An 11,101-nucleotide genomic window follows, 5' to 3' on the forward strand; every position below is an offset into this window, starting at 1 on the left:
AGCCGCACGCGTCCGCCGTGGCGGCCGGTGCCGCACGGTCCGCGGAAGCCGCGGGGGCGGCGGGGGCGGCGCAGCATCCCTCGCCCCGCCATCGTCACGGTCGTTCGGCGGCGGCGGCGCGTGCCCGGCCGCCGGTGTGCGATGACTGGTGAGCAAGGAGCTTCGGCGAGGAAACGGCTTTGCGGCTCGTGTGGTCGGCGTGGAAGCTGGTTCGCCGGGGGTGCTGATGACGACCGACGTTGTTGTGAAGCTGTCAGTCCGCGACATGGTGCATGCGGACCTGGCGTCGTGTGGGTGGGCGGGGTCCGACCACCATCTGGCCGGTGTCGCCCGGCATTTGGAACGTGCCCGGAACGGCGAGGTCGACTACCTCGCGGTCTGCCCCGCGAGCGGGATCCCTGTGGCCAAGGGCGGCATCGACTACCAAGTGAAGGACGGCGCCGGCACGTTGTGGCAGTTGGCGGTCCATCCCGCGTTGCAGTCCTGCGGGATCGGCACGTTCCTCATCGGAGCCGCAGAGCTGCGGATCAGGAACCGTGGTCTGCGGCAGGCCGAGCTGGCCGTGGAGGAGAACAATCCCCGGGCCCGTGCGCTGTACGAACGACTGGGCTATGTCGCGTACGACCGTCAGCCGGACTCATGGGACGAGCAAGCCCCGGACGGATCGTTGTACCGCTACGAAACGACGTGCGCGTTGATGCGGAAGCAACTCGCGTGAGGCGCAGTCGCTTTCACCGGTCCACCGGCGAGCGCGCGGCGCCGGGTTGCGCGGTCGAGGTCGAGGACTAGCCGGGACCACTCGGGCAGTTCAGTGGGCTCGTACGCCAACAGGCTTACCCGTTCCGGGGGTTGGAGTCGTGTCGTCGGCTCGGCGGGCCCGCTCTTCGGGTGACCGACCGCGGCGTGTGCGTCCGTACCCGGTGTGCTCAGGCGCAGCAGACGCAGCCCCGCGCGCAGCCGCACGCGTCCGCCGTGGCGGCCGGTGCCGCATGGTTCGCGGAAGCCGCGGAAGCCGCCGGGGCGGCGCAGCATCCCTCGCCACGCCAGGCGTCGCGGCCTTCCTTCAGTGCCACGGCGGCGATGACCAGCGCGGCGAGCGGGTCCGCCCAGGACCAGCCCACCGTGGCGTTCGCCAGCAGGCCGAGCAGCAGTACGCCGGAGAGGTAGGTGCACAGCAGCGTCTGCCGGGAGTCGGCGACCGCGGAGGCGGAGCCGAGTTCGCGTCCGGCGCGGCGTTGAGCCGCAGACAGGAACGGCATCACCGCCAGGGACAGTGCGGCGAGGACGATGCCGGGGAGGGAACGGTCCGCGTCCGAGGCGCCGGCGAGTGCGCGGACGGCGTCGACGCTCACGTAGGCGGCGAGCGCGAAGAAGGAGAGCGCGATGATCCGCAGGGCCCGCTGCTCCCGCGCCTCCCGTACGGCGTGCTCCCGGGCGGCGAACTGCCAGGCCACGGCCGCGGCCGAGGAGACCTCGATCACCGAGTCCAGGCCGAAGCCGATCAGGGCGGTGGACGAGGCCAGGCTCCCGGCCGTGACGGCCACGACCGACTCGACGACGTTGTAGGCGATGGTGGCCGCGACGAGGAGGCGGATGCGGCGGCTGAGCGCTTCACGCCGATCCGGGGACGGGCCGAGCGAGATCGCGTTCATCTCAGCAGCAGCCCTTCTCGTCGGCGTCCGGGCAGGTCCGTCCCGCGTCCACGGCCACCACCGCGGTGCGCAGATCGTCCAGCGCGTGCCCGAGGCGGGGGTCGGCGAGTTCGTAGCGCGTCCTGCGGCCCACGGGGACGCCGACGACCAGCCCGCAGTCCCGGAGACAGGCCAGATGGTTCGAGAGCCGGGTACGGGAGATCCCCAACTCCTCGGCCAGATCGGCCGGATGGGCCGGCGCATCCCGCAAGGAGAGGAGCAGACGGCAACGGATCGGGTCGGCGAGCGCACGGCCGAAGCGGGTCAGCACCTCGACCTCGGGAGCGAGAGACAACATTCCGCTACCGTACATAGATCCGTGAATTCATGGAAGGCTGAACCGTCTCGGTGCATGCCGCGGGTGGCCGCCTGGCCGCCGCCGCGCTCACAGTTGTGCTCAGTTCAGAGCTGCGCTCAGTACAGAAAGCGGTGCAGCGGAGAGGACTCCGTCAGCAGCATCGTCACGCGGTGGGCGAGCCGTTGCCAGGCGTCCTCTTCCGCGTACGTCAGCCTCACGTCGTCACCGTCGGCGGCTTCCAGCGCGGCGGACAGCGTCGCCGTGTCCGCGTCCGGGGACAGGTCCATCAGCGACATCACGCGGGCCAGCGCACCCACCAGTCCGGCCGCGGTGCCCGCGTCGGCGGTCTCGTCCGCGGAGGGGAGGTCGTCGAGGGCGGCGGCAAGCCCCTCCGGGCCCTCCGCGGAGTCCTGCGGCGCCACGAGGGCGCCGGACAGTTCACGCAGCACCGCGTAGAGCAGGTCGATGCGTGCCGTCGGCAAGCCGACGATCCTCAAGCCCTCATGTTCGAAGCGGCCGTTGGGCGTCCACACCCGAGGCCCTCGCGCCACCGCCTCGGCCAGTGACTCCCGGTTGTGCCGGAAGGCCGCCAACCCGTCGACCAGCAGGTCGTGTTGGGGCATGGCCCGGGTGGATTCGGCCAGGGGCGTCAGCAGGAGCCTCTCCGTACGGTCGCACTGAGCATCGAAGTCCGGGTCCACGACACAGAGGCGAGCGGACGTGAGCTGCTGCTGTTCCATGCCGGACACTCTGCCAGCCGGCTCGGACAGGTGTGTCCACGCTTCCGCGGAGACGGCAGGGCGAAGGGCAGGAGCGACGAAAGGGGCGGTGGCGGACGAGAGTTCACGGCGGGTCCCCCTCCCGCCCCCGCCTACGGTGTGGAGTTCGGGGCGAGCCAGCCCGTGGCCGTCGTCACCTCGTGGGCGATCTCCGTGACCGTGCGGCCGTCGGTCCTCACGCGGACGGTGTCCGCGGGGGCGAGTTCGTCCAGGAGGCGGGCCTTGCGGGTGCTGCTCCGTATCGCGGCAGCGTGGCAGGGCGCCGGCGGCGCGGGCGAAGCATTTTCCTCGCCCCCGGACGTCTCAGCTCGCAGCCTCGGCCCGCAGCCCCGACCTCCTCAGAGGTTCCCCTTCGCCCGGGACTCGAAGTCCTCGACGGAGAGGGCGGATCCGGACAGCGGCGCGACGTCCGGGCGGGCGCGGAGGCCGTCGAGCATGAGGTCCGTCGCGCGTTCCAGGGCGGTGGTGTCCGTACCGTCCGTGGGCCCCGGTGTGCGGCGCAGCAGCAGCGAGATGAGGACCGCGACGTCGCCCGCGCCGATGTCGGTGCGCAGCGTGCCCTCCTCCTGGGCGGCGCGTACGACCTGGTCGAGTACGCCGAGGAGTTCGTTGCGGAACCGGCCCGTACCGGGGTCGTCCCGCAGCGTCTCGCGGGCCAGCGGCGAGTGCAGGGCCAACTGCACGCTGAGCTGCAACTCCTGTGAGCTGCGCAGCATGCGTACGAGGGCGTCCCATGCGCCGGCCTCTTCGGCGACGGCCGCGCGGAAGTGCTCCAGCACGCGGGCGAAGGTGTCCTGCGCGACCGCGCGGATCAGGGTCTCGCGGTCGGGGAAGCGGCGGTAGAGCGTGGCCACGCCGACCGCGGCCCGGCGGGCGATGTCGTCCATCGGGACCTCGGGACCGCGGACGGCGAAGATCTCCTTGGCGGCCGCGAGGATCTTCTCGCGGTTGCGGAGCGCGTCGGCGCGCAAGGGCGCGGAGTCCGCGCCGACCGCGCCCACGTCCGCACCCGTACCCACACCGGCGTTCGGGCCCGTACCGGTGCCCGTCGCGGAGGCCGAGCTGGAGCCGGCTGCCATGTCCCCACCTTTCAAAGGAAGTTGGCCGATTCTTTCACCTTGTTATGTGGACGAAAATCATCCACATAACTACCGTGAGAGAGCGCGCGCTGAAGATCCGCATACGGAAAACCATGTCCCGGATTGGGGTCCCATGACCAGCGACCAGCCCACGGTGACACTCCCCGCACAGCGCACCTGTCCCTTCTCACCGCCCACCGAGTACGAGGGGATGCGGCAGAACGCGCCGGTCTCCCGCGTGACCCTGCCCGGCGGCCGTACCGCCTGGGCGCTGACCCGGCACGAGGACGTACGGGCCATGCTCGCCGACCCCCGGTTCAGCTCCGACCGCACCCACCCCGGCTTCCCCGTGTTCGTCGAGGGGCAGCAGCAGATCGCGGCCCGCTTCAAGCTGTCGCTGATCGCGATGGATCCGCCGGAGCACGGGCCGGCGCGGCGTGCGGTGGTCGGCGAGTTCACCGTGAAGCGGATGGCGGCGCTGCGCCCCCGGATCCAGCAGATCGTGGACGAGCACGTGGACGCGATGCTGGCGGGACCCCGCCCGGCCGACCTCGTACGGGCGCTGTCGCTGCCGGTCCCGTCGCTGGTCATCTGCGAGCTGCTGGGGGTGCCGTACGCCGACCACGAGTTCTTCCAGTCCCGTTCGGGGCGGCTGCTGCGCCGTACGGAGCCGCTGGCGGGACGCGAGCAGGCACGCGACGAACTGCGGGCGTACCTCGACGACTTGATCACCGAGAAGGAGCGCGAACCCACCGACGACCTGCTCGGCAGGCAGGTGCTCAAGCAGCGGGAGACCGGCCGCGGCGACCATGCCGATCTGGTGAGCCTCGCGGTGCTGCTGCTGATCGCCGGGCACGAGACGACGGCGAACATGATCTCGCTCGGTACGTTCGCGCTCCTCGAACACCCCGGCGAGCGGGAGAAGTTGGAGGCCGACCCGGACGTACTGCCCGGCGCCGTCGAGGAGTTGCTGCGCTACTTCAGCATCGTCGACGCCGTCACCTCACGTGTCGCCACGGAGGACGTCGAGATCGGCGGCGTGCTCATCCGCGCCGGCGAAGGCGTGCTCGGGCTGGGCAGTTCGGCGAACCACGACCCCGAGGTCTTCCCCCGGCCCGGCGAACTGGACCTGCGGCGCGGCGACCGGCACCACGTGGCCTTCGGCTTCGGCGCGCACCAGTGCCTCGGCCAGAACCTGGCACGGATGGAGCTGCAGATGGTCTTCGAGACGCTCTTCCGGCGCGTTCCGGGGCTGCGTCTCGCCGCGCCCGCCGACGAACTCCCCTTCAAGGACGACAGCAACATCTACGGGCTCTACGAACTCCCCGTCACCTGGTAGGCGTCGGGATGAGCGGGAGCGGGAACGGCACGGGATCGAACGGGAGCGGGAGCGGGAAAGGAGGAGGGATGCGCATCGTCGCGGACACCTCGCGGTGCGTCGGCGCGGGACAGTGCGTGCTCAGCGAGCCGGAGGTCTTCGACCAGGACGAGGAGGAGGGCACCGTCGTGGTCCTCGTCGAACGGCCCGGCGGGGGCGAGTTGGAGGGTGCACGCGAGGCGGTCGGCATCTGCCCGAGCGGGGCGCTGAGCCTCTCCGAGGACTGACGGACTGACGGACTGACGGGCGGAGGGAGCGGACGGACGGACGGGCGCCGGCGACGGCGCCGTTTGGACCCCGCTCAGCTCCGTACCGCGACCGTGACGATCTCCGGGCCGTCCCCGGTCAGCGGCGAGCCGTCCCAGTCGCCGTACTGCTCGGCGACCGTCAGTCCCGCCTCCGCCAGGAACGACGACAGCTCCTGCGCGCCGAGGAACCGCAGCGTGCTGCGCGAGGTGCGCGGACGCTCCCCGCCGGGTCCGGTGACGGTGTGCGTGAAGGTAACGAGGCCGCCGCCGGCCTGCGGCGCCGCCTCGGTCTCGTACCGGGAGCGCAGTACGTCGCCGTGCGGGCCGGTGAACTCCACCTCGTACTCCGGGATCCAGCGCTCCCACGCGCGGGCCGCCGGATGGCGTGTCTCGAAGGCGAATCGGCCGCCGGGGACGAGGCACGCACGGACGGCGGCGAGCGCGGAGCGCAACTCCGCGTCGTCGAGCAGGACTTGGAAGGCGTGCCCGGTCATGACGGCCAGCTCGAACTCCCCGTCCCAGACGTGGTCGCGCAGATCGCCGAGCACCCACTCGACGCCGTGCGGGCGGCGGCGCCGGGCCTGCGCGAGCATCGCCCCGGCGGGATCGAGCCCGCAGAGCCTGCCGGTGTGGCCCGACTCCCGTGCCATGTGCAGCAGTTCGCCCGTGCCGCAGCCGACGTCGAGCACCGAACGGGCGGAGAGCACCAGCGGCAGATAGAAGCGGAGGTCGTCGCGGTCCGCGCTCAACGTGTCGTAGAGCTCGGCGAGTTCGGGCTCGGAGAAGAAGCGGTCCACCATCGGGCCTGTCTATCCGGCGCCTTCGGGCGCCGCCAGCGGATATCGGGGCGGTGCGTCAACCGCCGGTGAACGCCGTCGAGTTGCGGCGGAGCGCGCGGGCGGCGGCCTCGCGACGGGCAGCCGGGTACGCGAATGCGCTGGTCGGCGGCCTCGGCCCGTACGCGTCGCGGGCGCGGGCCCGAGCCTCACACAGTGCTACGGATTTCGTACCTGAATACACCTGCGGACACTGCCCAGTTGGTCCATAACGTGAGACGGCAGTTTCCTTCAGTGGTCGAACCAAGGAAGAACGAGCCCGAGTTGGCCGCGTTGCACACGGTTCGCGCAGCCGAAAACCTTCACGTGACACAGAAAGTGTCACTTGTTGGCCGAACGGGGTTGTCGCGTACATGGCCCGGTGCTTCTACTGGCGGTCGCACGGAATCCGTCTTCCCCCGTGGAAGGAAACCCCCCATGCCTCTTCCCCACAGCAGGCGTACCAAGCGCACCTTGCTCGCGCTCGCCGCCGCCGGCGGCTGTGTGATCGCAGCCGCCGTCGCCGTGCCTGCGAGCGCGGGAACGGCCGACGGCGAGAAGGCGGCGTTCCCCGCCGCCTGCCCCGTCGGCGCCGAGATCAGCCAGGGCTACCACGACGGCCACGACGGCGTGGACCTCGCGGCACCGCTCGGTACGCCGATCTTCGCCGCGGGCCCGGGTGAGGTCACCGAGTCCGGTCCGGCCTCCGGTTACGGGCAGTGGGTGCGCATCAAGCACCCGGACGGATCGGTCACCGAGTACGGCCACATGAACGAGCGGTTCGTGAACGTCGGCGACCCGGTCGAGGGCGGTCAGCGCATCGCCTCCGTCGGCAACGAGGGCCAATCGACCGGCCCGCACCTGCACTTCGAGGTCCACCTCGACGGCGGCACCGGCGTTGGCGACGACCCGCTCGCGTACATGTCGGAGCGCGGCGTCTCCCTGCCGTGCCAGCCCTGACCGCGTAACCGGTCCCGCAGGTAAGGCGGCGGCCGGAGCGTACGGCGCGCGCACCCCACGCACGGCGTACGCGCACGGCGCACCGAGCAGGCGCACCACGCACCAGGACCGAGCACCGAGAACCACGCACCACGCACCACGCACGAGGCCCGCCGTCCGGCCGCGACTCCGGCCGGGCGGCACGGCCCACACCGTCCCCCACAGGAACAGCGCCGAAAGCCGCGGCACTTCACGTGCCCGGCGGCGTACGGGCGTACCACGCCACCTCACCTGGCGCCGGCCTTGATCCGGCGCGCCGGCCGGCGCCAGGAGCTCGATCCCCCCACCACGCGCCGGAGCCGGATGCAGAGAGGCGACAGTGCCGATGAACAGCACACGCAAGAGAGTCCTGGCAGCGACCGTCGGCGGCGCGCTCGTCGCGGGGCTCGCGGTGGCCGGTCAGCAGGCCACGGCCGCGACGTCCACGGACAAGCCGACGATGAACGAGGCGTTCACCAAGGCCGCTTCGGAGTTCGACGTGCCGCGCGACCTCCTCGTGGCGGTCGGCTACGCCGAGACCCACCTCGACGGCCACAAGGGCAAGCCCAGCCAGGACAACGGCTTCGGCGTGATGCACCTGGTCAGCAACCCCGAGCGCAAGACGCTGGAGCAGGCCGCCGAGATCACCGGTGAGTCGAAGACCGAGCTGAAGAAGAACGACGCCGCCAACATCCGCGGCGGCGCGGCCGTGCTGCGCGCCAAGGCCGACAAGGCCGGCCTCAAGGCGGCCGACCGCGACCGCGTCGAGGCCTGGTACCCGGCCGTCGCCGCCTACGGCGGCGCCGAGGGCGCCTCGCTCAAGCGTCTCTACGCCGACGCCGCCTACGACTTCGTCAGCAAGGGCATCCCGAAGAAGGGCACCTCGGTCCGGATGTCCCCGGAGAAGGTCACGCCCGAGCGCGGCAAGCTCGCGAAGGCGGCGGCCCCGGGCACCGGCACCAAGAGCGACGACTACCCGCCGGCCATCTGGAACCCGGCCGACCCGGCCAACTACAACACCGGCCGTGACGCCGCCATTTCGCAGGTCGTCATCCACGTCACGCAGGGCGAGTACGCCGGGACGATCAGCTGGTTCAAGAACCCCGAGGCCGAGGTCAGCGCCCACTACGTCGTGCGCTCCTCCGACGGCGAGATCACGCAGATGGTGCGCGACGCCGACACCGCGTGGCACGCCAGGGGCGGCAACGCCTCCGGCATCGGCATCGAGCACGAGGGCTTCATCGACGACCCGTCCTGGTTCACCGACGCCATGTACCGGGCCTCGGGCGCCCTGACGAAGCACCTGTGCGAGAAGCACGGCATCCCGAAGGACCGCGAGCACATCGTGGGCCACAACGAGGTGCCCGGCAACGACCACACCGACCCGGGCCCGAACTGGAACTGGGACACGTACATGGGCTACGTGAACGGCTGACGCCCGTCACGCGCCCTCCGGCCCGACGGCCGGAATTCCCGGACGAGTCGAGGTCCGGGAGCGCAGTGTGATTCGGCGGCCCGGCGCCACGGGGGCCGGGCCACCGAATCGTTCATACGAGGGCCTTCGGGTACTCCGGGAGCCGGGCCCGGGGCCCGGAGGCCCTCAGCCGTCCCGCGCGGCCGCCGTTCTGCCGTCGCCGCTCCGCCCGCCGTCCCCCNCGTCCACCGCCCGCCCGCGTTCCGTCCGTTCGGAGCCGTACGGAGCCCGTGCCGGGCGCGCGCCCCGGACGATCCGCTCGATGTCCGGGGCCCGAGGCCCGGCCTACTCGATGTCGGGCACTTCCTCGCCCTGCACCGCCTGCACGTCCAGCTCGATCCTGAGCGTCGTGCCGATCGCCGCGATCCCGGCGGCCACGATCTGGTTGTAGTTCATCGCGAACTCCTCGCGCTTCAGCTCCGCCGTCGCGCGGAACGCGGCCCGGGTGCCGCCCCACACGTCGGGCCCGTAGCCCAGGTACGACAGGCTCAGCGCCACGTCCCGTACGACACCGTGCATCGCGAGCCAGCCGTGCACCGTCCAGCGGTCGGTGCCCGCCGGCTCCACCGCGTGGCTGCGGTAGGTCAGTTGAGGATGCCGTTCGACGTTGAGGAAGTCCTCCGAGCGCAGATGCGCGTCGCGGATGCTGTTGCCCGTGTTGATGCTCGCGGCCTGGATGACCGCCTCCACCGAGGACTTCTCCGGGTCCTCGTCGATCTCGATACGGGCCTGGAAGTCGGTGAAGCGCCCGTGGACGCTGGAGATCCCCAGGTGCTGCGCCGTCGCCCCCACCGTCGAGTGGACGGGGTCGACGGTCCACGGTCCCGGCGGCGGCAGTTCGGTGCCGCCCTGCCGTACGAGGACGAGCGTCCCCAGGTCGGCCCGGCCGGAGGCGGTCACGAGCGCCGTGGCCGCGGCGGGCGCGTAGCCGATGGCGGTGGCGATCACCGTGTAAGGGCCCGCGGGCAGTGCCTCCTCGCTCTGTGCGACGCCTTCGTCGTCGGCCTCCACGCGGAGCACCTGGACACCCGTCATGTCGGTGACGGTCAGCACGGCGTGCTGCACCGGCCACCCTTCACGGGTGTGGATCTGCGCCCGTACGCCTGCGCCTGCCATCTGTCGATACGCTCCTTCGTCGTTCAGACCCGGTCTGCCCGGCCCGCCCCGTGACGAGCCCGGCAGCCGGGGCCGGAGCCGTCCTGCCCGACGGCCCCCGCCCAGTCTTCCTTCCGCGTCCGGGGGCGTGAAGTGCCCGGCGGGACCTTCCGGTTCCGGCCTCGGTACCTCGCCGTCCACCGGTCTTCCCCTTGCCCGTACGCGCACGCCCGACCCCCGCCCGGCGTCCGCTTGAGCTCTGGCCGCGCCCCCGTGCGGCGTCTGTTTCCGTCCGCTTCCGTCCGTGTGCGTACGTCTCCGTACGTCGGCGTCCGCTGCCCGCCGCCGTCCCCGTACGGCGCCCGCCGGCCGCGGCCGCCGTGTGACGGGCGGCTCGCGGGGCGGGAGCGTACGGGCGCACGGCAGGGCGGCCCCTACTCGTCCGGGTGGTGCAGCTCGATGTCGTGGGCGTCCGGACCCGGACCGTCCACGCTCACCGCGCTCGCCACGGGCGGATAGCCGCTGGCGATGATCGAGTACTCGCCGGCGTCGAGGTCGGTGAAGCCGTACGCGCCGTCCTCACCGGTGGTCGCGGTGGCGACCACGTTCCCCGCCGCGTCGACGAGCGTCACCCTCGCGTCCGGCAGCGGACTCGCGTCGACGCCGGCGCGGATGACGCCCTGCACGCGGGCCCCCGCCGCCAGTTCGACGTCGATACGGGTGATGCCCTGGCCCTCGACCTCCACCGGCCGCGCCACGGGCCGGAACCCCGGCGCGTTCACGGCGATGGTGAAGGTGCCGGTGACCAGCTCGTCGAAGCTGAACTCGCCGCGCTCGCCGGTCCGTCCGGTGGCGAGCACCTCGCCGCGGTCGTCGGTGACCACGACCATCGCCGCCCGCACCGGCTGCCCGTCGCCCGAGCTGCGCACGCGCCCGGCGAGACCGCTGGTCGCCGCCAGCAGCACGTCGTGGCTGAGCGGCTCCTCGCCGACGGTGACCGTCGTCGCCTGCGGCTGGTGACCGTCGGCCGCGGCGATGAGGACGTAGCTGCCGGGGCCGGGGGTGTCCATGCCGTAGCGGCCGTCGGCCCGGGCCACGGACCGGCCGAGCTGGCGGCCGCTGAGCGAGATGAGGGTCACGGCGGCGCGGGGTACGCCCCGGCCCTCCACGTTGCGCACGGTGCCGAGCACCGCGTGCCGGGAGGAGACCAGCGGCTCGTTCGGGTCGTCGTCGGCCGGAAGCGCCGCCCGTGCCGCGTGGCGCCCG

The 11,101-nt window shown here is 72.1% G+C and carries 11 protein-coding genes and 1 pseudogene; 5 read left to right on the plus strand and 7 right to left on the minus strand.

Annotated features, from left to right (window positions below):
• The first annotated feature begins 226 nt into the window (after nt 1–226).
• Nucleotides 227–718, plus strand: a complete 492-nt coding sequence (locus AN218_RS17880) for a GNAT family N-acetyltransferase (RefSeq protein ID WP_070017903.1) — start codon at nt 227–229, stop codon at nt 716–718.
• Between the two features lie 208 nt (nt 719–926).
• On the opposite strand, the gene AN218_RS17885 is transcribed toward AN218_RS17880, so the two are convergent.
• The 4 genes from AN218_RS17885 to AN218_RS17900 form a co-directional block, all read right to left on the minus strand.
• Nucleotides 927–1,652 (minus strand): cation efflux transmembrane domain-containing protein, encoded by a 726-nt coding sequence (locus tag AN218_RS17885; protein WP_070017895.1) that lies wholly within the window; start codon nt 1,650–1,652, stop codon nt 927–929.
• A gap of 1 nt (nt 1,653) precedes the next feature.
• On the minus strand, nt 1,654–1,989 hold the full coding sequence (locus AN218_RS17890) for an ArsR/SmtB family transcription factor (protein ID WP_070017896.1): 336 nt from the start codon (nt 1,987–1,989) through the stop codon (nt 1,654–1,656).
• Nucleotides 1,990–2,105: 116 nt separating this feature from the next.
• A complete protein-coding gene (locus AN218_RS17895; protein WP_070017904.1) occupies nt 2,106–2,729 on the minus strand; it encodes a hypothetical protein in 624 nt (207 codons plus the stop codon).
• A gap of 377 nt (nt 2,730–3,106) precedes the next feature.
• The gene (locus tag AN218_RS17900; protein WP_079132293.1) at nt 3,107–3,847 is read right to left on the minus strand and encodes a TetR/AcrR family transcriptional regulator; all 741 of its coding nucleotides are present in this window, start codon (nt 3,845–3,847) and stop codon (nt 3,107–3,109) included.
• 133 nt (nt 3,848–3,980) lie between these two features.
• Here AN218_RS17900 and AN218_RS17905 point away from each other — a divergent pair, with 133 nt between their 5' ends.
• The gene (locus AN218_RS17905; RefSeq protein WP_070017897.1) at nt 3,981–5,186 is read left to right on the plus strand and encodes a cytochrome P450; all 1,206 of its coding nucleotides are present in this window, start codon (nt 3,981–3,983) and stop codon (nt 5,184–5,186) included.
• 68 nt (nt 5,187–5,254) lie between these two features.
• Nucleotides 5,255–5,452, plus strand: a complete 198-nt coding sequence (locus AN218_RS17910; protein WP_070017898.1) for a ferredoxin — start codon at nt 5,255–5,257, stop codon at nt 5,450–5,452.
• Nucleotides 5,453–5,526: 74 nt separating this feature from the next.
• Here AN218_RS17910 and AN218_RS17915 read toward each other — a convergent pair whose 3' ends face one another.
• A complete protein-coding gene (locus tag AN218_RS17915; RefSeq protein WP_070017899.1) occupies nt 5,527–6,273 on the minus strand; it encodes a class I SAM-dependent methyltransferase in 747 nt (248 codons plus the stop codon).
• Between the two features lie 453 nt (nt 6,274–6,726).
• On the opposite strand from AN218_RS17915, the gene AN218_RS37545 reads away from it, so the two are divergent.
• Together AN218_RS37545 and AN218_RS17925 are read left to right on the plus strand one after the other, a co-directional pair.
• Nucleotides 6,727–7,248: a M23 family metallopeptidase gene (locus tag AN218_RS37545; RefSeq protein WP_070017900.1), complete on the plus strand. Its 522-nt coding sequence runs from the start codon at nt 6,727–6,729 to the stop codon at nt 7,246–7,248.
• Nucleotides 7,249–7,612: 364 nt separating this feature from the next.
• Nucleotides 7,613–8,698, plus strand: a pseudogene (locus tag AN218_RS17925) (N-acetylmuramoyl-L-alanine amidase); the annotation flags it as partial.
• A 327-nt stretch (nt 8,699–9,025) separates the two neighbouring features.
• Here AN218_RS17925 and AN218_RS17930 read toward each other — a convergent pair.
• On the minus strand, nt 9,026–9,856 hold the full coding sequence (locus AN218_RS17930) for a YceI family protein (protein WP_070017902.1): 831 nt from the start codon (nt 9,854–9,856) through the stop codon (nt 9,026–9,028).
• Between the two features lie 413 nt (nt 9,857–10,269).
• Nucleotides 10,270–11,101, minus strand: an 832-nt coding sequence (locus AN218_RS17935) for an MSCRAMM family protein (protein ID WP_171908711.1), incomplete at its 5' end; no start/stop codon positions are given.

It is taken from the genome of Streptomyces nanshensis (assembly GCF_001751255.1).
In the GTDB taxonomy this organism is placed as follows: Bacteria; Actinomycetota; Actinomycetes; order Streptomycetales; family Streptomycetaceae; genus Streptomyces; species Streptomyces nanshensis_A.

Bases quoted from the DNA above. Each gene is read 5' to 3' on its own strand.
- AN218_RS17905 (WP_070017897.1), top strand. From the start codon at position 3,981: ATGACCAGCGACCAGCCCACGGTGACACTCCCCGCACAGCGCACCTGT.
- AN218_RS17915 (WP_070017899.1), bottom strand. From the start codon at position 6,273: ATGGTGGACCGCTTCTTCTCCGAGCCCGAACTCGCCGAGCTCTACGAC.
- AN218_RS17910 (WP_070017898.1), top strand. From the start codon at position 5,255: ATGCGCATCGTCGCGGACACCTCGCGGTGCGTCGGCGCGGGACAGTGC.
- AN218_RS37545 (WP_070017900.1), top strand. From the start codon at position 6,727: ATGCCTCTTCCCCACAGCAGGCGTACCAAGCGCACCTTGCTCGCGCTC.
- AN218_RS17930 (WP_070017902.1), bottom strand. From the start codon at position 9,856: ATGGCAGGCGCAGGCGTACGGGCGCAGATCCACACCCGTGAAGGGTGG.
- AN218_RS17895 (WP_070017904.1), bottom strand. From the start codon at position 2,729: ATGGAACAGCAGCAGCTCACGTCCGCTCGCCTCTGTGTCGTGGACCCG.
- AN218_RS17900 (WP_079132293.1), bottom strand. From the start codon at position 3,847: ATGGCAGCCGGCTCCAGCTCGGCCTCCGCGACGGGCACCGGTACGGGC.
- AN218_RS17880 (WP_070017903.1), top strand. From the start codon at position 227: ATGACGACCGACGTTGTTGTGAAGCTGTCAGTCCGCGACATGGTGCAT.
- AN218_RS17885 (WP_070017895.1), bottom strand. From the start codon at position 1,652: ATGAACGCGATCTCGCTCGGCCCGTCCCCGGATCGGCGTGAAGCGCTC.
- AN218_RS17890 (WP_070017896.1), bottom strand. From the start codon at position 1,989: ATGTTGTCTCTCGCTCCCGAGGTCGAGGTGCTGACCCGCTTCGGCCGT.